Source organism: Amycolatopsis sp. NBC_00355, assembly GCF_036104975.1.
In the GTDB taxonomy this organism is placed as follows: domain Bacteria; phylum Actinomycetota; class Actinomycetes; order Mycobacteriales; family Pseudonocardiaceae; genus Amycolatopsis.
On the sequence record NZ_CP107982.1, the window covers coordinates 2206694 to 2226410 of the forward strand.

The 19717-nt window shown below is 72.5% G+C and carries 16 protein-coding genes and 1 pseudogene; 9 read left to right on the forward strand and 8 right to left on the reverse strand.

All coding sequences use genetic code 11. The annotated features are described in order from the left end of the window. Positions 1-74 precede the first annotated feature (74 nt). Entirely contained in the window at positions 75-1790 is a 1716-nt protein-coding gene (locus OHS18_RS08810) for a helix-turn-helix domain-containing protein (protein ID WP_328616590.1), read from the forward strand. Between the two features lie 6 nt (positions 1791-1796). On the opposite strand, the gene OHS18_RS08815 is transcribed toward OHS18_RS08810, so the two are convergent. From OHS18_RS08815 to OHS18_RS08830, 4 genes are all read right to left on the reverse strand, one after another. After that, positions 1797-3461, reverse strand: a complete 1665-nt coding sequence (locus OHS18_RS08815) for a long-chain fatty acid--CoA ligase (RefSeq protein ID WP_328616591.1) — start codon at positions 3459-3461, stop codon at positions 1797-1799. A 222-nt stretch (positions 3462-3683) separates the two neighbouring features. Next, positions 3684-4082 carry an ankyrin repeat domain-containing protein gene (locus OHS18_RS08820; protein ID WP_328616592.1) on the reverse strand — a complete coding sequence of 133 codons (399 nt, stop codon included), beginning with the start codon at positions 4080-4082 and terminating at the stop codon, positions 3684-3686. A gap of 10 nt (positions 4083-4092) precedes the next feature. Then, on the reverse strand, positions 4093-6348 hold the full coding sequence (locus OHS18_RS08825; protein ID WP_328616593.1) for a catalase: 2256 nt from the start codon (positions 6346-6348) through the stop codon (positions 4093-4095). A gap of 149 nt (positions 6349-6497) precedes the next feature. Next, positions 6498-7994, reverse strand: a complete 1497-nt coding sequence (locus tag OHS18_RS08830; RefSeq protein WP_328616594.1) for an FAD-dependent oxidoreductase — start codon at positions 7992-7994, stop codon at positions 6498-6500. A gap of 737 nt (positions 7995-8731) precedes the next feature. Between OHS18_RS08830 and OHS18_RS08835 the strand changes: the two genes are divergently transcribed. Then, positions 8732-9445 carry an iron-containing redox enzyme family protein gene (locus OHS18_RS08835; RefSeq protein ID WP_442875412.1) on the forward strand — a complete coding sequence of 238 codons (714 nt, stop codon included), beginning with the start codon at positions 8732-8734 and terminating at the stop codon, positions 9443-9445. On the opposite strand, the pseudogene OHS18_RS08840 reads toward OHS18_RS08835, so the two are convergent. Continuing rightward, a pseudogene (locus tag OHS18_RS08840) lies at positions 9407-9562 on the reverse strand (hypothetical protein); the annotation flags it as partial. The gene OHS18_RS08835 and the pseudogene OHS18_RS08840 overlap by 39 nt on opposite strands. A 21-nt stretch (positions 9563-9583) precedes the next feature. Between OHS18_RS08840 and OHS18_RS08845 the strand changes: the two are divergent. The 3 genes from OHS18_RS08845 (at position 9584) to OHS18_RS08855 (ending at position 12013) form a co-directional block, all read left to right on the forward strand. After that, positions 9584-10726: a carboxylate-amine ligase gene (locus tag OHS18_RS08845; protein ID WP_328616596.1), complete on the forward strand. Its 1143-nt coding sequence runs from the start codon at positions 9584-9586 to the stop codon at positions 10724-10726. 166 nt (positions 10727-10892) lie between these two features. Beyond that, on the forward strand, positions 10893-11885 hold the full coding sequence (locus tag OHS18_RS08850) for a zinc-binding metallopeptidase family protein (RefSeq protein WP_328454131.1): 993 nt from the start codon (positions 10893-10895) through the stop codon (positions 11883-11885). Then, positions 11882-12013 carry a hypothetical protein gene (locus OHS18_RS08855; RefSeq protein ID WP_328616597.1) on the forward strand — a complete coding sequence of 44 codons (132 nt, stop codon included), beginning with the start codon at positions 11882-11884 and terminating at the stop codon, positions 12011-12013. The genes OHS18_RS08850 and OHS18_RS08855 overlap by 4 nt, the downstream gene beginning before the upstream one ends. A gap of 11 nt (positions 12014-12024) precedes the next feature. Here OHS18_RS08855 and OHS18_RS08860 read toward each other — a convergent pair whose 3' ends face one another. Then, the gene (locus tag OHS18_RS08860) at positions 12025-12975 is read right to left on the reverse strand and encodes an NAD(P)-dependent alcohol dehydrogenase (RefSeq protein ID WP_328454127.1); all 951 of its coding nucleotides are present in this window, start codon (positions 12973-12975) and stop codon (positions 12025-12027) included. 130 nt (positions 12976-13105) lie between these two features. On the opposite strand from OHS18_RS08860, the gene OHS18_RS08865 reads away from it, so the two are divergent. Beyond that, positions 13106-13954 (forward strand): helix-turn-helix transcriptional regulator, encoded by an 849-nt coding sequence (locus OHS18_RS08865; RefSeq protein WP_328454125.1) that lies wholly within the window; start codon positions 13106-13108, stop codon positions 13952-13954. A 103-nt stretch (positions 13955-14057) separates the two neighbouring features. On the opposite strand, the gene OHS18_RS08870 is transcribed toward OHS18_RS08865, so the two are convergent. Together OHS18_RS08870 and OHS18_RS08875 are read right to left on the reverse strand one after the other, a co-directional pair. Next, complete coding sequence (locus OHS18_RS08870) at positions 14058-15074, reverse strand: DUF5914 domain-containing protein (RefSeq protein WP_328454123.1); 1017 nt, start codon at positions 15072-15074, stop codon at positions 14058-14060. A gap of 102 nt (positions 15075-15176) precedes the next feature. Then, entirely contained in the window at positions 15177-16067 is an 891-nt protein-coding gene (locus tag OHS18_RS08875) for a MerR family transcriptional regulator (RefSeq protein ID WP_328616598.1), read from the reverse strand. Between the two features lie 117 nt (positions 16068-16184). Between OHS18_RS08875 and OHS18_RS08880 the strand changes: the two genes are divergently transcribed. The 3 genes from OHS18_RS08880 to OHS18_RS08890 are packed head-to-tail and all read left to right on the forward strand — an operon-like array spanning position 16185 to position 19716. Continuing rightward, on the forward strand, positions 16185-17282 hold the full coding sequence (locus OHS18_RS08880; protein WP_328454121.1) for a polyprenyl synthetase family protein: 1098 nt from the start codon (positions 16185-16187) through the stop codon (positions 17280-17282). Then, positions 17279-18760 (forward strand): phytoene desaturase family protein, encoded by a 1482-nt coding sequence (crtI, locus tag OHS18_RS08885; RefSeq protein WP_328454119.1) that lies wholly within the window; start codon positions 17279-17281, stop codon positions 18758-18760. The genes OHS18_RS08880 and crtI overlap by 4 nt, the downstream gene beginning before the upstream one ends. After that, a complete protein-coding gene (locus OHS18_RS08890; RefSeq protein ID WP_328454117.1) occupies positions 18757-19716 on the forward strand; it encodes a phytoene/squalene synthase family protein in 960 nt (319 codons plus the stop codon). Before crtI ends, OHS18_RS08890 begins: the two co-directional genes overlap by 4 nt. Position 19717: the final 1 nt, after the last annotated feature.

Sequence of the window (19717 nt, forward strand, 5' to 3'; positions counted from 1 at the left end):
TGAGGTGTGGACCATCCACTCCTGTCATCGAGTTGGTGGACCTTCCGCCCACCGGACGTCGAGGGGATGACACTGTGGTCAGCGAAGCGGACGCGCGCTCGCTCGTGCGCCGCCAGCGTGAGCTGGCGTCGTTGTACGCCACCGTCAAGTCGCTCACGGCGCTGGGTGAACTCGATCAGGTCCTGCAGTCGATCGTCCACCACGCCCACGAGCTGATCGGCACGGACTTCACCTATCTCTCGCTGGTCGGACCGGACGGCAGGCTGTCGGCCCGGGCGTCGGAGGGCACGGTCTCCCCGTCCTTCCTCGCCGCGGGCATCCCGGTGAACGTGGGGCTCGGTGGCAGGGTTCTGGTCTCCCGCAGCCCGCACTGGGTACGCAACTACGCCGCCTCGACGCTGATCGAGCACGATCCGAACTTCGACCGGCTGGTCGTCACCGAGGAGCTCGTCGCGCTCCTCGGTGTGCCGCTGGTCATCCGGGGGGAAGCGGTGGGCGCCCTGTTCGCCGCGGACCGTTCCGAGCGCTCCTTCCAGGCCGACGAGATCGCGCTGCTGAACGCGTTCGCCGATCACGCCGCGGTCGCCCTCGACAACGCCCGTCTCTACGAGGCGAGCCGTACCGCGCTGCAGGAGCTGCAGGTCGCCTACCGGAAAACCGAGCGGGCGCAGGCGATCCACGAGGCTCTGACCGGCGTGGTGCTGGGCGGCGGAACTCCGGATGACGTCGCACGGCTGCTCGCCGGCCAGCTGGGCGGCAGCGTCACGCTCCTCGACCGGACGGGCGAGAGTGCCTTGGCCGAAGCCGTCGCGGACGCCCGGCGCTCGGGCCGCTGCACGGTCTCGGCCGGCGCCGGCGGAACCACCCGGAGCGTGGCCGCGATACAGGCGGGTGACAGTTACCTGGGCGCCCTGGTGTGGAGCCGGAAAGCCGTCGACGGAAACGACTTGCCGGACGCGATGGACTTGCGCACCCTCGAGCGCGCCACCCACATCCTCGGGTTGCTCATCCTCAAGGAGCGGGCGGTCGCGGAGGCCGGTGAGCGGCTGAGCGGCGAGCTCCTGACCGAGCTCATGGTCGGCGGCCCCGGGATCGGCACAGCCCAGCGCGCCCGCACCCGCGCCCGCGACATCGACGTCGACCGCCTGGACCTGGTCCTCGTGGTGGACTCCCCCACGCTGTCGTCCACCGATCTTTCGCGGCACCTGCACCACATCGCCCGGGACCACGGCGGATTGGCCGGCGAACACCTGGGACAGGCCACGATGATCCTGCCCGGCGGCCACGATGACGAACAGACCGCCGAGTCGGTCCACAATGGACTGCGGCGCACCCTGGGCGGCCCGGTCACCGTCGTCGGAGAACGCGCGGTCGGCCAAGACTGGTCACGTGCTTTCTCCGTCGCCAGCCGCTGTGGTGCCGTGATGCGCGCGATCGGTCATACCGACCTGGGCGCCACCACACGTCGCTACGCCTTGTACGCCCTGCTCTTCGACCCCGAACGGACCGGCGAACTCGACCGGTTCCTCACCGACGTCATCGGCCCGCTCGTCGAGTACGACCGGCGGCGCGGCAGCGATCTCGTCGACACTCTCGGCGCGTACTACCTCCACCACACCAACGTCGCGGCGACCGCCCGGGCGTTGCACGTGCACGTCAACACCCTGCTCAAGCGGCTCGACCGCGCCGGCACCGTTCTGGGCACCGGCTGGCGCCACCAGAACAACCTCGAACTGCAGCTCGGACTCCGCCTGCACCAGCTCCGGGCGAGCACGAACGCGCCGTCCTGAGGCGCCTCAGGTGATCCGCGCCGCGTCCCGCAAGGCGACTTTCGAGAGCTTGCCGGTTCCGGTTTTGGGCAGGGAGACCATGAAGAAGAATTCGTCGGGTAGCCACCACTTGGCGACCATCGGCGTGATGTGCGACAAGAGCTCGTCGGCGGTGGCGGCACTGCCGTCGCGCAGGACGACGTAGGCGACGGGCCGCTCCATCCACCGCGGGTCCGGACGGGCGATCACGGCGACCTCGACGACGTCGGGGTGGGAGGCGAGGGCGGCCTCGAGCTCGACCGAGGAGATCCACTCGCCGCCGGACTTGATCAGGTCCTTCACCCGGTCCACGAGCCGTAGGTAACCGTCGGCGTCGATGGTGGCCAGATCGCCGGTGCGCAGCCAGCCGTCCCCGGTGAAGCTGCCCGCGGCGTCCACCCGGTAGTAGCCGCCGGCCACCCACGGGCCCGCCACCTGCAGCTCGCCGACCGCGACGCCGTCGCGCGGCAGCTCCCGGCCGGTCTCGACATCGGCGATCCGCACGTTCACCAGCGGCAGTGGCTGGCCCTGGGCGGCTCGCACGGCCACCTGCTCATCCGCGTCGGCGTCCCGGTGCTGCGTGCGGGTGCCGCCGATGACCCCGACGGGACTGACCTCGGTCATCCCCCAGGAATGGGTGATGGGTACGCCGATCGCGGCGCGGTAGCGCTCGGACAGTGCCGGGGGAACGGCGGAGCCGCCGCCGAGCAGGAATCGCGTGGCGCTCAGGTCGTGAGCCCGCAACCCGGGAACCAGGCTCGTCCAGACCGTCGGCACAGCACCGGCGACCGTCACCCGCTCGGCCTCCATCAGCGTCAGCAGGTGAACCGGGTCCGCGGACGCGCCGGGCAGGACCAACGAGGCGCCCGCCATCATCGCGCCGTAGGGAAGCCCCCAGGCGTTGGCGTGGAACATCGGCACGATCGGCAGCACGACGTCGCTTTCACAGAGCCCGATCAGGCCGGCCGCGAGCGTCCCCAGGCAGTGCAGGACCGTCGAGCGGTGGCTGTAGAGCACGCCCTTCGGCGGGCCGGTCGTCCCGGAGGTGTAGCACAACCCGGAAGCCAGGTTTTCGTCCGCGAGCACGAACGTGTCTTCGAAGGAGCCCGCGAACGGATCGGCCGCTGAGATCAGCTCGTCGTAGTCCAGGATGCGGGAGTCCGCCGGGATCTCGGCGTCGCTGCCGTCGGGCAGCACCACCCAGTAGCGCACCAGCGGAAGCCGGCCGGCGATCGGCCAGATCCGCGGGAGCAGCCCGCGATCGACGAACACCACGTCGTCCTCGGCGTGCTCGACGATGTACTCGAGGTGCTCCGCAGGCAACCGGATGTTGATCGAGTGCAGCACCCGCTTCGTGGCCGGCACCCCGAGGTAGACCTCGAGGTGGCGGCGGGTGTTGCTCGCGAACGTGCCGACCCGTGCGCCGACCGGGACGCCGAGGGCGTCCAGCACCGTGGCGAGACGCCGGGTGTGGCCGGCCACCTCGGCGTACGTCAACCGCTCGGCACCGGCCGTGACGACGCTCTTGTGCGCATAGAGCCGCTCGACGCGCTCCAGGATGTGCGCGATGGTGAGCGGCCTCGGCTGCATCAGCCCGTCCATGACGTCTGCTGCCTTCGGCACCGGCCGGTCCTGGGCTTTTTCGGGAGGCATGTCCAGGCACCCTAGGCGCGGTTCCAGGCCGGACAGAGGTGCGAACCTTCCACTCGTTCCCGCCCTCCGGCAGCGGATCCTCACACCTCGAGCACGCGGCCGGCCCGGTTCGGCACCGGGACGCGGGCCGGCGACGGTCCTGCCACGCGAGACCGTCGCCCGGATGCACGACGTCCTCGTGTACGCGGACGACACAGGTCCTGGCCGTCCGCCGGCTCGCGGCTATCCGCGGCGCCGAACCAGCAAGGTGAGCATCTCCGGCAGGTCGAAGAAGCGGGCGATGTCGAGCGCGGACCGCGGGCCGAGGGCGGGGTCGGCGCCCGCGGCCAGCAAGAGGGTGACGCCGCGCTCGGAGCGGCGGAACACGGCCGCTCCGAGCGCGGTCTGGCCCCGGTCGTCGACCCGCGCCGTGTCGGCACCCGCGTCGAGCAGCGCCCGTACCGTGTCCGGGTGGTCGTGGTACGCGGCGAGCATCAGCAGGGAGTCGCCGGCCTCGTTGGTGAGGTTCACCGGTATTCCGGCGTCGATCGCCTCCGCCAGCCGTTCGGTGTCGCCGGTGCGGGCGAGGTCGAACAGCGAGCGGAGGTAATCGAGGTCCTCATCGGTGAGCGCTTCGGTCACGACCGGCCTCTCAGGAGATCGACGCGGGGAATCGCTCCCACACGCGGTGAGCAGCGAGCAGTTTCGTCGTTTTCGCGAGCACCGCCGCCGGATCGTCGTCGATGACGATCCCCGGCCCGGTGGCGCACCCGGCGGCCTCGAGCGCGGCGCGCCCGCTCCCCCACGCGCCGATCGCCTTCGCGTGCCGGAAGCACTCCTGGACCATCAGGACCACGCGCGGATCGACAGCGGCGCCGGCCTCGGGTCCCTCGGCGGACAGCACGTCCGCACCCGGCGGCGGGCCGCCGGCGAGGAGCAGGGCGTCGAATTCGACCGAGCGAGCGGTGAGGAGGGTGCGCTGGGCGACGAGCCCGCTGTCGGCGTCGAGCGGCCCGCCGGTCGGCGCGATCAGCAGCGGCACCATGCCCGCGGCCAGGATGGTCTCGCGGACCGTGCGCACCCCGTCGAGTTCGGCGGGGTCGACCACGATCCCGATGATGCGCCCGTCGGTCGGCCACGTGCCGCCGAGCTGGGACAGCGCGGGGCTCGGCGTGACCTTCTTCTGGCGGCCGGGACCGGCCGGGGCGGGAAGACCGAGACCCAGCGCCACCTCCTGGCACAGCTCACGGTCCACATTGGCCAGTACGAGCAGTTCGCGTTCCTTGATCGCCTGCTCGTAGCACTTGCCGAGTTCGAAGGTGAACGCCAGCACGACGTGCTGCTTCTCGATCGGCGTGAGGCTCAGCCAGAACAGCCTCGCCTGCGTGTAGTGGTCGGCGAACGACACCGGTGACTGCCGGACCTTCGAGGCCTTCGGCAGTGGCTGAGCGACCTCGACGAACGGCTTGGCCTCGACGCCGGCCTCGAACGGGTTACCGCCGTCGAGGGAATTCGGCTTGTACGGGGCGACGCCGCCGTGGATCGCCTGCTGGTGGAAACCGTCGCGCGTCATGTCGTTGACCGGCACGTGCGGGCGGTTGACGGGGATCTGGTTGAAGTTCGGCCCCGCCAGCCTCGTCAACTGCGTGTCCAGGTAGGAGAACAGCCGCGCGTGCAGCAGCGGGTCGTCGGTGACGTCGATGCCGGGCACCAGGTTCCCGACGTGGAACGCGGCCTGCTCGGTCTCGGCGAAGTAGTTCGTCGTGTTGCGGTTGAGCGTCAGCATCCCGATCGGCTGCACCGGCGCGAGCTCCTCCGGCACCAGCTTCGTCGGGTCCAGCAGGTCGATGCCCTCGAACGTCTGCCTGGGCGTGTCCGGGAAGATCTGCACCCCGAGCTCCCACTGCGGGAACGCGCCGGACTCGATGGCGTCGGCGAGGTCGCGGCGGTGGAAGTCCGGGTCGACGCCGTTGAGCAGCTGCGCCTCCTCCCAGACCAGGGAGTGCACGCCCAGCTTCGGCTTCCAGTGGAACTTCGCGAGCGCGGACTCCCCGTCGGCGTTGACGAGCCGGAAGGTGTGGACCCCGAAGCCCTCCATCGTCCGGTAGGACCGGGGGATCGCGCGGTCGGACATCTGCCACAGCACGTGGTGGGTGGCCTCGGTGTGGGTCGAGACGAAGTCCCAGAACGAGTCGTGCGCGCTCTGCGCCTGCGGGATCTCCCGGTCCGGGTGCGGTTTGGCCGCGTGGATGATGTCGGGGAACTTGATCCCGTCCTGGATGAAGAAGACCGGGATGTTGTTGCCCACCAGGTCGAAGTTGCCTTCCTGGGTGTAGAACTTCGTCGCGAACCCACGGGTGTCGCGTACGGCGTCGGCCGACCCGCGCGACCCGACGACGGTGGAGAACCGCACGAACACCGGCGTCTCGACGCCGTTGCCCAGGAAACCGGCCTGGCAGACGTCCGAGGCGGTGCCGTAGCCGACGAACACCCCGTGCGCGCCGTAGCCGCGCGCGTGCACGACCCGCTCCGGGATGCGCTCGTGGTCGAAGTGCATGACCTTCTCGCGCAGGTGGTGATCCTGCAGCAGCGTCGGGCCGCGCTCCCCCGCTTTCAGGGAGTGGTCGGTGTCGGAGAGCCGGGCGCCGGCCGTCGTGGTGAGGTACTCGCCCTGCTGCCCCATCGACGTTTTCGGGGCGCCGGTCGGCGCGCCGGTGGGGGTCACGGTCTCCGGCCCGTCCTGGTCCGGTTTGGGCGGCAGCGGTTCGCGGGGGTCGATCGGTTCTCCGAGCGACGGCGGTTCACTACCGGGTGATCCGGGGATCGGGGGGTTCGTCAGCTCGGTGACCTTCTCGACGGCTTTCTCGAGTGCGGCCTTGACGAGCTTGCGGGGGGTCTTGCCGGCCACTGTGTCCTCCTCGTGGTGCAACGCTGGGAACCGGGTACCCGCGGATCCGCTGGATACCCGGTGACGACTCGATCAAGCGCCGAGCGACCGCTCGGCAGGAGCGGCAGGAGCGGCAGGAGCGACGCGGTACCCGGACGCGGCCGCCGCCGTCAGGGTTCCCGCCGGGGAAGCGGCCGGGTGGCGGGACCTTCCAGGACCGCACCGTCGACGTCGAACCGGGAGCCGTGGCACGAGCAGTCCCAGCTGCGTTCGGCGCCGTTGAACCTCAGCAGGCAGCCCAGGTGCGTGCAGCGCAGCGACACCGCGTGGACGCCGCCCGTCCGGTCGCGGAAGACGCCCTTCTTGCCGAGCCCGTCGGGCAGGACCTTCGCGGTGTCGACCGGGATGTCGTCGATGTCGGCCGCCTCGGCCGGGACCAGGCGATCGCCGATGAGATCTTTCGCGACTTTGGCGTTCTGCTGCAGCAACGTCGGCGCGCTCGCCAGGCTCACCCGGTGCGGGGAGAACAGGTCCGCGTGCGGGTTGCCCGCGCCGATGACGCGGTCGGCGAGGATCTCCGCGGCCACCGTGCCCATGGCCAGGCCCCACTTCGCGAATCCGGTCGCCACCCACAGGTTCGAGACGCCGGGCAGGTACGAGCCGACCATCGGGAGCTTGTCGTAGGCCACGGGGTCCTGGGCGGACCAGCGGTGGGTGATGTCGCCGACGTCGAAATGACGGCGGGCGAAGTCCGCCAGCGCGGTGTAGCGGTCGAAGTCGACGCCGCGTTCCCCGGCGGGGTGGCTCTGCCCGCCGATGATCAGGTGCTCACCGGAACGGCTGATCGACCACGACGGGCTGCCGACGCTGATCGCCAGATCCTCCGGCGGCGTCCCGGAGGAGAGCCGGGCGGCGACGCAGTAGGACCGCTGCGCTTCGAGACGCGCGAAGAACAGTCCGCGGTCCAGGATCGGGTAGTGGGTGGCCACCACCACCTGCTCGGCGGTGACGGTCCCGCCGTCCGTGTGGACCTGGTACGGGGCGGCGACGGACACGTCGTGGACCCGGCTGTGCTCGAAGACACGTCCGCCCGCGGCGACGACCGCCGCCGCCAGGCCGCGGACGTATTTGACCGGGTGCAGCACGATCTGCCCGGCCAGGCGGACCGCGCCGAACGTCGGGAACGGGAGGTCCGGCTGCGCCGTCCACTCCACGGGGAGACCGGCGCGCCCGGCGGCGTCGGCTTCGGCGCGCACGATGTCGTGTTCGCCGCTGGTGTAGGCGAACGTCGCGGCCGGCGCGCGCTGCAGGTCGCAGTCGATCCCGTCGGCGAGGGATCCCACCAGTTCGACGCCGGCGGTGGCGGCCGCGGCGTAACCGGCCGCGGTCTCGGCACGGTGTTCCCGCTCGAGGGTGGAGTACATCGTGGACTGCAGCGCGGTGACCTTCGCGGTGTTGTTGCCGCTCACTCCCCCGCCCACGCGGCCGGCCTCCAGGACGATGACGTCGACGCCGCGGCGCGCGAGCAGCAGCGCGGTCGTGAGACCGGCGACACCGCCGCCGATCACGGCGACCGCGGCCTGGTGCCGACCGGACGACGTCGGGTAGTCGACCGCGGCGGACGCCGTGTGGAGCCACAGCGACTGTTCGGCGGTGGTCGTGGTCATCGGAGGCCGGAGTGGAGTGGTGTGTTCATGGCCGAGCCCTTCACGAATCAGAGCGCGCTCGACGCTGCGCGGCGGACAAGATGAGCGGGACCGCCGACCTCCACGCTGCTCATCGGACAGGTCCTCTCCTCGTGGTCTCGGGTCCGGCTGGGGACGTTGCGGGGCTACCCGCCCTCACGCGGTTGAAACGACGCCCAGCCGGCGCACTTTCGTGTACCACGAAGGGGTGGCCGCTCCCGTGACCTGTCACCGATCCAGCGTCGACTGTGGAGTGAAGCCGGTTCGGCTGGGTACCCGGAGCTTTCCGTGATCCAGGAGGGTTCCATGTACCTGCCCCGCCCCCGCGGGCCGCTGGCTCCGCGGCCGTCACCCGGCTCCGCCGTGAGCCCGACGACGTGCCCGCCGACCCGGTCGCGGCCGACACCCGCCTCCCGGTCCTCCACGACGACGACCTCCAGCTGACCCTGTGGATCTGCTACGAACTGAGCTACCGCGGCTTCGACGACGCCGATACCGCCTGGGAGCACACACCATTCGTCACCGGACTCCGCCGGCAACTGGAACACCATTGGGTGAAAGGCCTCCACGAACTCGTCACACCCACCACCGTGGCACCCGAAACCGTGCCGCAGGCCCTGGCCGATCTGGTGCGCGCCGACGAAGGACCGCCCCTGGCGAAATTCCTGCAGCGCCGCGCGTCCGACACGCAGTTCCGCGAATTCGTCACCCACCGGTCGGTGTACCACCTCAAGGAAGCCGACCCCCACAGCTGGGCCATCCCACGGCTCTCCGGCGCCGCCAAAGCCGCCCTGATCGAAATCCAGACCGACGAATACGGCCAGGGCCGCCTCGAACGGATGCACTCCGAACTCTTCCGCGCCACGATGCGGGCCCTCGGCCTGGACGACAGCTACGGCGCGTACATCGACCACGTCCCCGCCGTGACCCTCGCCGTGAGCAACCTGATGTCCCTGTTCGGCTTCCACCGCCGCTGGCTCGGCGCCACCCTCGGACACCTGGCGGCGTTCGAGATGACGTCGTCACTGCCCAACCGCCGCTACGGCAACGGGCTACGCCGTCTCGGCGGCGACACGACCGCGACCCGGTTCTACGACGAGCACGTCGAGGCCGACGCGGTCCACGAACAGATCGCCGCACACGACCTGTGCGGCTCCTTCGCCCGGGAAAACCCGGCCGCCGCAGGCGATGTCCTCTTCGGCGCGGCGTGCGGGCTGGCGGTGGAAGCCGAATTCGGCCGGACCTTACTGGCCTGCTGGGAAGAGGACCGGACGTCCCTGCGTCCGCAACCGCGGTCAGCGGCGATCGTCGCCGGAGGCCCGGAAACCGCGGACCTTGTGGGTACCGTCACAGAACGGCTTCAGCGCGGAAAGCCCGCACCGGCACAACGCCACGACGTTCCGGCCGGGATCGATGACCTCGCCGTCCGCTGAGCGGATCTCGAACTCGCCGCGCACCAGCAGCGGCCCGTCTTCGTACGGGGTGATGGTCACGGGGGTACCGGCGTTGTCGTCCACGAACCGCGAGTACCCCCGCCACACCGCGTTCATGCCGGCGGGACGGACCCGGCGGTGACGGCCGGCCCGACCGTGGGCGTCGAGGAGGAGTTCCTCGTCGTCGACGCCGGCACGCGCCGCCCGGTACCGCGGGCGGCGCAGATCCTCGGCCGCGTCGCGGTCCCCGTCGACGGTGGCCACGAACCCGAGCTGTACCAGTCGCAGGTCGAGGCGACGACCGGAGTGCTCACCGACCTGCGTGACGTCGCCGGGGCGCTGACCGCTCAGCGGACGGCGCTGGCCGGCGCGGCACGAGCCGAGGGAGCCCTGATCGTGCCGGCCGGAACGCCGCCGCTACGCGGAGAGACGCCGCGGCTGACCGACGGACCGCGCTACCGGGCGATCGGCGAGACCTTCCGCGGCGTGCTCGCCGACTACGAGACGTGCGGCTGCCACGTCCACGTCGGCGTGCCGGACCGGGCGCTCGCCGTCGCCGTGGTGGACCACCTGCGGCCGCGGTTGCCGACGCTGCTCGCGCTGTCCGGGAATTCGGCCGTCCACCACGGCCGGCCCACCGGCTACCAGAGCTGGCGCGTGATCCAGCAGGCCCCGCTGCCCGGCAGTGGCATCCCACCCCGCTTCGGCAGCCTCGCCGCCTACGAGCGTTGCCTGGACCGGCTGGTGGACGCCGGGGTGCTGGTCGACGAGCGGATGACGTTCTGGGCGGCCCGGCCGTCGCCGGTGTACCCGACCGTCGAGGTCCGGATCGCCGACGTCGCCCCCACCGTCGACGAAGCGTTGCTGCAGGTCGCGCTCACCCGCGCGCTGGTCCACACGGCACTGACCGACCTCGACCGCGGCCGGGAGGCCCCCGAGGCCGACGGCCAGTTCGCCGCGGCGGCGCTGTGGAGCGCCGCCCGCTACGGGATCCACGGCCCGGGCATCGACCCGCTGACCGGCCGCCGGGTCCCGGCCGTGACGCTGCTGGAGGACCTCGTCCGCCACGTACGCCCGGCTCTCGCCGAGACGGGCGACGACAGGATCGTGGACACCCTGCTCCGGCACGGCCGCACCGGGGAGACCGGGGCCGAACGCCAAACCCGGGTCGCGGACCGGCACGGCGCCGCCGCGGTCGTGGACGAGGCCGCCAGGCTGCTCCCGGCGCCGTCCCAGGTCGTGGGTGCGACCGATCCGCGTTGCCGGGCGGAGATGCGGTGAGCCGGCCGGAGCCGGGCCGGTGCTCAACGAGGTGCTCGCCGGCCGCCGCCGTTATCCTCGGTGGTGGACTGCTCGTCGCGATCCCGGTCGCGGCCGCGCCCCTGCTCCTCGTCCGGGAAGTCCTCCACCCGCGGCTCGACCGCACCTGACCGGAAGGACCTCCTGCGTGCGTACGTTCACCTGCCCGCACTGCGCGAACCTGCTGTTCTTCGAGAACTCGGCCTGCGTGGTGTGCGGCACCGACGTCGGCTACGACCGCGCGACCGCGTCGATGCTCCGGACGACCGGACGCGATCGCTGCGCCAACGCCGAACTCGCCGGCTGCAACTGGCTCGCCGCGGGCGACCCCCTGTGCGGCTGCTGCGAGCTGACCCGGACCCGCCCCGCCGACGAAGACGTCGACGCACTCGAAGCCTTCCGCGCCGCCGAAGCCGCCAAACGGCGGCTGGTGTACCAGCTCGACGACCTCGGCCTGCCCGTGACACCGCGAAGCGCCGATCCCCGGCACGGCTTGGCGTTCGACCTGCTCTCCAGCGCCGGCCGGCCGGTGACCACCGGGCACGCCGGCGGCGTGATCACCATCGACCTCGCCGAAGGCGACGACGGGTTCCGCGAAGGCCTGCGCGCGCGGCTGGACGAGCCGTACCGCACCCTGCTCGGTCACTTCCGGCACGAGATCGGCCACTGGTACTGGGATCTGCTCGTCGCCGACGCGCCGGCCGCGTTCCGGGCCCTGTTCGGCGACGAGCGGGCCGACTACCAGCAGGCCCTGGAGAAGCACTACGGGAGCGACACCGGCACCGGCTGGGCGGAGAGCCACGTCAGCCACTACGCGGCCGCCCACCCGTGGGAGGACTGGGCCGAGACCTTCGCCCACCTGCTGCACATCCGCGACACGGTGCAGACCGCCGCGGCGCTCGGCGTCCTCGTCGCCGGCACGCCGATCGCGCCCCACCCCGGCAGCCGGGTCGACGCCGTCCCCGAGGACCGGACCGACGACGTCGACGAACTGATCGCGACCTGGATCCCGCTGTCGCGCGCCCTCAACCAGCTCAACCGCAGCATGGGCAAGGACGACCTCTACCCGTTCACGCTCTCGCCCGCGGTGCAGGCGAAGCTGCGGTTCGTCGGCGCGATCGTGGCCGCGAACCGGACGTGAACCTGCTTGACGAGCGGGACGCCGCACGGCGAGCGGACGACGTCACCACCGCACTGGACCGGCTGGCCGGCACCTTCCAGGAGGAGGGGGAACTGCCGGTCGTCCTGCAGCGGGCGAACCGGCGCTGAGCGACGACGGTTCAGCCGGCGACCGCGATCACGTGCTTGCCGAGGGTGCCGCCGCGTTCGAAAGCCCGGTGCGCCGACGCGATGTCCGCCAGCGGGTGGACGCTGTCGACGACCGGGCGCAGCGCGCCGGAAGCGACGTAGCCGGCCAGATCTCGCAGCACGGCCTCGTCGGGATTGGCGCTGAACGCGCGGATGCGGCGGGAGCCGTGCACGCTCGACGCGGCGATCGCGGCGAAGGCGGGACCCGACAGGCCGATGGTGACCATCCGGCCGGAGCGGGTCAGCCGGCTCCGGTAGCAGGTGAGCTCCGAGCCCACGGTGTCGAAGATGACGTCGAACGGCCCGATCCGGTCCGACGTGGTGGTCCCGTAGTCGAAGACCTCGTCGGCGCCCAGGTCCCGCAACGCGGCGGCGTGGCGGTCGCGGGCCAGCGCGGTGACGTGGCCGCCGAGTGCGTGGGCCAGCTGCACGGCGGCGGTGCCCACACCTCCGGCGGCCCCTCGCACCAGGACCCGTTCACCGGCGGCGAGGCGGACGACGTCCCGCAGCCCGATCAGCGCGGTGGCCCCGGCGACCACCAGTGACGCGGCCTCGGCGGACGAGACGCCGGCGGGCGCGGCGCTGACCCGGCCGGCGGGGACGACGACGTACTCGGCGACGCCCGCGACGGCGTGCTTCTCCCGGGGGTGCACCGTCCCCCAGACCCGCTCGCCGACCCGGCGCCCGCGGACGTCGGACCCGATCGCGGCGACGACCCCGGCGAAGTCCAGCCCGAGTCCGATCGGGAACTTCCGGCCCGACACGATGCGCAGCCCGCCGGCCCGGACCAGGGTGTCGTGCCCGTTCACGCTGGCGGCCTCGACCGAGACGAGGACGTCGCCGGGGCCGGGCGCGGGGCGCTCGACGTCGGAGACGAGCAGGACGTCGGGGGTGCCGAAGCCGGTGATCTGAACGGCCTTCATGGTGGGTTCCTTTCGCGATCCGGTGTGGTGAGACCGATCCTGGGGCCCCCGCGCGGCGGCACGGTCGTTCGCCTTGTCCTGGGTCCGCCGGACCCACCTTCGACCGGACGGGCCCGCTTAGGCTGTGGTCATGACCGACGACCCCCGACGCGAACTCGCCGAGTTCCTGCGCACCCGCCGGACCCGGATCACACCGCAGGAGGTCGGCCTGGAACCCGGCCCGAGGCGGCGCGTCGCCGGGCTGCGGCGCGAAGAACTGGCCCTGCTGGCCGGGGTGAGCACGGACTACTACCAGCGGATGGAACAGGGCCGCGACGTCCGGCCCTCCGACCAGGTCCTCGACGCCCTGGCCCGCGCCCTGGGCTTCTCCGCCGAAGAGACCCGGCACCTGCACAGCCTCGCCGCCGCCGCGCGCACACCCGCTCGGCCCCCGCGGCGCTACGAGCCGGAGGAGGTACCGCCCACCACCCTGCGGCTGCTGCGCACGATGCCGACACCGGCGCTGGTCGTCGGCCGGTTCCTCGACGTCCTGGCCTGGAGCCCGCTGGGCGGCGCGGTGCTGGGCGAGTTCACCCGGCTGCCCCAGGGCGAGCGGAACCTGCTGGCCCTGCTGCTGCACCCCGACGCCGGCCGGGTGTGCCCGGAGCGGGCGGCGACCGTCGCCGAGCTGACCGGGATGCTGCGGGCGCAGGTCGCCGCCGAACCGGGCCACCCGCGCGCGGTGGAGCTGGTCGGCGAACTCGCGGTCTCGAGCGACGAGTTCGCGGCCCTCTGGGCACGACACGACGTCCTGGAGACGACCCGCGGGCAGATGCGCGTCGAGCACCCGATGGTCGGGGAGCTGAACCTGGACTGGGACGCCTACCCGATCCCGGGCTCACCCGGCCCGTTGCTCATGGCCTTCACCGCCGCGGAAGGCAGCGCGGACGAAGAACGGCTCCAGCTGCTCGCGAACCTGCTCGCGGCCGCCGGAGCCTGATCGCCCGGCCTCGCCGCGCACGCCCGTCCCGCCCCGGCTGTCCCCTCCGGACCGCCGGTGCGCGGGGCCGTCCGCGAGCAGCGGGAGCGGCCGGCGATGCTCGTCACCGTGCCTCGGCGCGCAGCGAATACCGGCGCTCGGCGTAGGCGAGGTCGTCCCGCCAGAGCCGGGCGGCGGTGCGGCGCATCAGGGGGCGCAAGACCCCGGCGGCCTTGCGGGCGACGTCGAACCCCGGGCGGTCGGACGCCGCGACGACCGCCTCGATGACGGCGGTGCGCGGGCGGCCGTCCACCCCGGTCCCCAGCGGCGTGGCGTGGGTTTCGACCACGCTGCCCGTCCCTTCGCCTTCGACGATGCGCATCACGACCGTCCGCGGTTCCGGGCACACGAACTCGGCCACCACCGGCACTCCCCACCGGCCCGCCAGCCGGAAGGTCACCTCGACCAGGAACCGGTCGTCGGCGTCCGCGACGTCGATGCCCACCGGCGCGTCGAGCACCTTCAGCCGGGCGAAGGAGTACGGGTGGAACCACGCTCCGTGCCACGGGTCGAGGCGGTTGGCGACGACGTCGGCCGGCTCGCACACGCCGATGACCGTCGCGACCGCGTCCACCCCGTCTTCCGGGCGCGGCCGGACCGGCACCACCGGCCGCTCGGTCGCCGGTTCCCCGCCGAGCCGATCGAGCCTCGCCCAGACCAGCACGCCGTCGTCGAACGACGGGACCGGCGACCAGCCCGCCTGCCGCTCACCCCCGATCCGCAGGCCGTGCCAGCGGCAGACCAGCTGGTCGCAGTCGAGCCGGGCTTCCGCCAGCGGCGCCCCCAGGTGCGGACACGCACCCGGGCCCACCCTGAGTTCGCCGGCCCGGGTACGCCACGCGACCAGCTCCCGGCCCCCGATGCGGCGGCCGAAGGGGCGGTCGTCGCGGACTTCGCGGCTCGCGGCGAGGACGTACCAATTGCCGGACGGGCGCGCCTCGGCGCGTTTGACCGCGGCTTCGATCACGGCCGGGCTGCAGTCGCGGTAGGTCGGTTCCTGCTTGGCCCAGCTCGGCTCGCCGAACGGCTGGATCGGCCAGTTTCGCGGCCACCGACGATCGAGCTGCCGCCGCACCGTCATGAACCACGCTCCTGCTCGCCGCACTTCGGCCGTCCGCACCTGACGGGATCATCGTCGAACATCCGCATCGATCGTGCAACGCTTGCGCGCCGAGGTTCGAGCTCAGGGGTGGCCGGTGAGGAACTCGAGCGCCGCGGTCATGTCGCCGACCCAGGGCAGCCCCTGGACGACGTGCCGTTGCCAGCCGGGCCCGGCCGCGCACACCGCGACGCCGCGCCGCTGGAGCCGCCGGGCCAGCGGCTCGTCGGCGGTGCTCGGGGAGATCGACCAGAGCAGGGCGGTGGCGGCTTCGAGTTTCGAGATCACGCCGAGCGTGGTTTCGGCGGGCACCATCTGCCCGAGGTAGACCACCGGCACGCCCGCTTCCAGCAGCGCCGCCCGCAAGAACTCCACCGGCAGGGAGTGCCGTTCGCCGGGACAACAGGCCAGCACCACCGGCCGGCCGGTGGTGCCGGGCACCATCGGCTCGCGGCCCGCGGTGAACCGCAGCAACGCGCCCGAAACCTCCTGGCTCAGCGCCCATTCCGATTCGAAGCAGGGTTCGCCGCGCAGCCACCGGCCGCCCAGGTTCCGCAGCACGGGCGCGACCACTTCGGTCCACGTGGCGGCGGCACCGAGCGCCGTCAGGGTGGTGTCGACGATCGCCGCGATCGAGGTGAACCGCAGTTCCTCGGCGGCGTCGCCGAGCTCGCGCACGCGCTGCGGCACCGGCACTTGCGCGGGTGCGTCCGCGGGAACGGGGAACGCCGTCGCCGCGGCTTCACGGGCCCCCATCCCCCGCTCGATGAGCCGCTGCATGTGCTGGAGCCTGCGGACGTCGAGGTCCGAGTAGCGCCGGTGCCCGCCGTCTTCGCGGGCCGCCGGGCCGATCCCGTAGCGCGCATTCCAGCTGCGGAGAGTGACCGGCGAGACGCCCAGGAGCTCAGCGACCTTCCCCGGGGTCCAGGTCGCCCTGGTGGCCGGCCCCGTGGTCGTGGTCGCGTCGACGTTCATCGGGTTCACGATCCCACACCACGTCGCGTTTTCCGCCGGGTCGGATCTCGTGTGGACAAGTCACAGCGCATGTGCAACGGTTGCGCATCGATACGCCCGGCCGAGAGAGGAGCGTGCATGGCGGCGACGACGGAAGGCGTCGTCCCGGCGAGCACGGGACCCGGCGGCTGGCTGACGTCGGTGAGCGACGCCTGTCTCGAGCACGCGAGCGGCTTCGTGGCCGAGCGGTGCGACGAACAGTTCCTGGGGCGGGGCGAGGGAACGCTCGCGATCGAGGCCTTGCCCGAGTTCGTCCGCGAGGGAAAGTTCTTGAGGCCGCTGTTCGCCTACGCCGGGTGGTGCTGCGCCCGGCCCGAGGACGAAGCGGCGCTGCGCGCGGCCACCAGCCTGGAACTGCTGCACTGCTTCGCGCTGGCCCAGGACGACGTCATGGACCGCTCGGCGCTGCGCCGTGGCCGGCCCGCCCTGCACACACAATTCGCCCGCTGGCACCGCGACCAGGGCTGGAATGGCTCGGCGACGCGGTTCGGCGAATCGGCCGCGGTCCTGTCCGGCGATCTCTTCCTCGTCTGGTCCGAGCAGATGCTGCGCGAAAGCGGCGTGCCGGAGCCGGCCTTGGCCCGGGGTTGGCCGCACTACGACGCGATGCGCTCCGAGCTGGCCGCCGGTCAGCTCGCCGACCTCGTGAACGACGCGCGGAGCCTGCCCAGCTGGGACGCGGTGCTGGACGTGATCCGCCGCAAGTCCGGCAACTACACCGTCCGGCGACCGCTGGAGTTCGGCGCCGCGCTCGCCGGCGCGGACGCCCCTGTGCTGCGGGCCCTCGGCGAGTACGGCGGCCTGGTCGGTGAAGCCTTCCAGTTCCGCGACGACCTGCTCGGGGTCTTCGGCGACCCGGACCTCACCGGCAAGCCGGTCAGCCAGGACCTTCGGGACCGCAAGGCCTCGAGCGTCGTCGTGCTCGCGGTCGCGATGGCCGAGGGCCCTCAGCGGCGGGAGCTGCAACTCCTGCTGGACGAAGAGTTCCTCGACGACGACGCCATCACCGGCTTGCGGGGCACCATCGCGGCGACCGGCGCACCGGATCAGCTCGAGAAGCTGATCGACCGGCGGGTGCGCAAGGCGCTGGACGCGCTCGACGACGCCGCGATCCCCTCCCGGATGCGCGAAACCCTCGCCGTGCTCGCGGCCCGCTGCACGGACCGGGTCCGGTGAAGACGGTTCCCGGGCGGACGACCGACATCGTCGTGGTCGGCGCCGGCCTTTCGGGGCTGGCGGCGGCGCTGCACCTCGCCGGGCGCGGCCGGCGGGTCACCGTCCTCGAGCGAGGATCGGGGCCCGGCGGCCGGGCCGGCCGGGTCGAACTGGACGGCTACTCGCTCGACACCGGGCCGACCGTGCTGACCATGCCCGGCATCGTGCGCGACACCTTCGCCGCGGTCGGCGCCGACATGGCCGGATACCTGCCGTTGCGGCGGCTGGATCCGGCCTACACGGCGTCCTTCGCCGACGGCAGCCGGCTGGCGGTGCATTCGGACGCCGAGGCGATGGCCGATGCGGTCCGCGCGTTCGCCGGCCCGGCCGAGGCCGCCGGCTACCTCAGGTTGCGCCGATGGCTGACCCGGCTCTACACGGCCGAGTTCGACCGGTTCGTCGCCTCGAACATCGACTCGCCGCTGGGCCTCGTTTCCCGCGATCTCGCCCGGCTGGCCGCCCTCGGCGGGTTCCGCCGTCTCGAGCCGAGGATCTCGTCGTTCCTCGGCGACGAGCGGCTGCGCCGGGTCTTCACCTTCCAGGCGCTCTACGCGGGTGAGTCGCCGATGCGGGCCTTGGCGCTGTACGCCGTGATCTCCTACATGGACACCGTGGGCGGTGTGTTCTTCCCCGAAGGCGGCATCGCCGCACTGCCTCGCGCGCTGGCCGCGGCGGCCGAAGCCGCCGGTGTGCGGTTCCGCTACGACGACGGGGCCGCTGCGCTGGAACGCCGCGGCGACCGGGTGACCGCGGTGCTGACCACCACCGGAGACCGGATCGCCTGCGACGCCGTCGTCCTCACCGCGGAGCTGCCGGAGAGCTACCGGCTGCTGGGCCGGACCCCGCGCCGCCCCCTCGCCCTCTCCCCCGCGCCGTCGGCGCTGGTCGTGCACGTGGGCGCCGCCGGGGACTGGCCCGACGTCGGGCACCACAGCATCTCCTTCGGCGACCGGTGGGCCTCGACGTTCCGCGAGCTGATCACCGAAGGACGGCTGATGAGCGACCCCTCGCTGCTGATCACCCGGCCCACCGTCAGCGATCCGGGCTTGGCGCCGGCGAAGCGGCACCTGTTCTCGATCCTCGCGCCGACGCCGAACCTCCAGCGCGCCCCGATCGACTGGGCCCGCGAAGCCGAACCCTATGCGGCGGCGGTGCTCGACGTAGCCCGCAAACGCCTGCTGCCCGGTCTGGAGGTGGAGATGTCCCACGTGATCAGCCCCGCGGACTGGGCCGCGCGCGGCATGGTCGCCGGCACCCCGTTCAGCTACGCGCACTCGTTCGTCCAAACCGGACCGTTCCGGCCGCGGAACCTGCCGCGGGGTGTGGAGAACGTCGTGCTCGCCGGCGGCGGCACGGTTCCCGGCGTCGGCGTCCCGACCGTCCTGCTGTCCGGGCGGCTGGCCGCAGACCGCGTCACCGGGCCGGAGGGTGCGCGATGACCCGCAGGGAACTGGACGCCGCGGGCATCCACGAGCCGGTCCTGCGCTCGGCTTACCAGCGGTGCCGGGAGCTGAACGCGCGCCACGGCCGGACCTACTTCCTCGCCACGAGGCTGCTGTCCCCGCCCCAGCGCCCGGCCGTCCACGCCCTCTACGGTTTCGCCCGGTGGCTGGACGACATCGTCGACGAACCGGCCCCGGGATCGACACCCGCCACGATCGCGGCCGAGCTCAAGGCCGTCGAGAAGCGGTTCTTCGCGGCGTTCGGCGCCGGCCACAGCGACGACCCGCTGCTCGCGGCCGTCATCGACACCTGCGCGCGCTACGGCATCGCGCGGGCGCACTTCCGCTCGTTCTTCCGGTCGATGCGGATGGATCTGACCGTGACCGACTACCCGCAGCGTGCCGCGCTCGACGACTACGTGCACGGCTCGGCGGAGGTCATCGGCCTGCAGGTACTGCCGGTGCTCGGCACCGTCACCGGCCGGGACGAGGCCGCACCCCACGCGGCGGCACTGGGAAAAGCGTTCCAGCTGACCAACTTCCTGCGCGACGTGGCCGAAGACCTCGCCCGTGACCGGGTCTACCTCCCGGCCGACGAGCTGGCGGAGTTCGGGGTGGACCGCGACCGGCTGGCCTGGTGCGCCGAACACGGCCGGGCCGACCAGCGGGTACGGGACGCTCTCGCCGCCCAGATCGCCACCACCAGAACGGTCTACGACCAGGCCCGGCCCGGGATCGCCATGCTGCACCCGGTGTCGCGCGCCTGTGTGGCCACGGCGTTCCGGCTGTACTCGGAGATCCTCGACCGCATCGAGCGCGCCGGGCACAACGTCTTCGCCGGCCGGGCGGCCGTGCCGCGCTCACGCCGGATGGCGATCGCCGCCGGCGCGCTCACCCGGGCCCAGTGGCTGCAGCTGCGCAACCCCGCGCCGGCTCCCGTGGCGGTGTCGTGAC

Bases quoted from the DNA above. Each gene is read 5' to 3' on its own strand.
- OHS18_RS08870 (WP_328454123.1), bottom strand. From the start codon at position 15,074: ATGACGGTGCGGCGGCAGCTCGATCGTCGGTGGCCGCGAAACTGGCCG.
- OHS18_RS08815 (WP_328616591.1), bottom strand. From the start codon at position 3,461: ATGCCTCCCGAAAAAGCCCAGGACCGGCCGGTGCCGAAGGCAGCAGAC.
- OHS18_RS08860 (WP_328454127.1), bottom strand. From the start codon at position 12,975: ATGAAGGCCGTTCAGATCACCGGCTTCGGCACCCCCGACGTCCTGCTC.
- OHS18_RS08890 (WP_328454117.1), top strand. From the start codon at position 18,757: ATGACCCGCAGGGAACTGGACGCCGCGGGCATCCACGAGCCGGTCCTG.
- OHS18_RS08865 (WP_328454125.1), top strand. From the start codon at position 13,106: ATGACCGACGACCCCCGACGCGAACTCGCCGAGTTCCTGCGCACCCGC.
- OHS18_RS08880 (WP_328454121.1), top strand. From the start codon at position 16,185: ATGGCGGCGACGACGGAAGGCGTCGTCCCGGCGAGCACGGGACCCGGC.
- OHS18_RS08875 (WP_328616598.1), bottom strand. From the start codon at position 16,067: ATGAACGTCGACGCGACCACGACCACGGGGCCGGCCACCAGGGCGACC.
- OHS18_RS08830 (WP_328616594.1), bottom strand. From the start codon at position 7,994: ATGACCACGACCACCGCCGAACAGTCGCTGTGGCTCCACACGGCGTCC.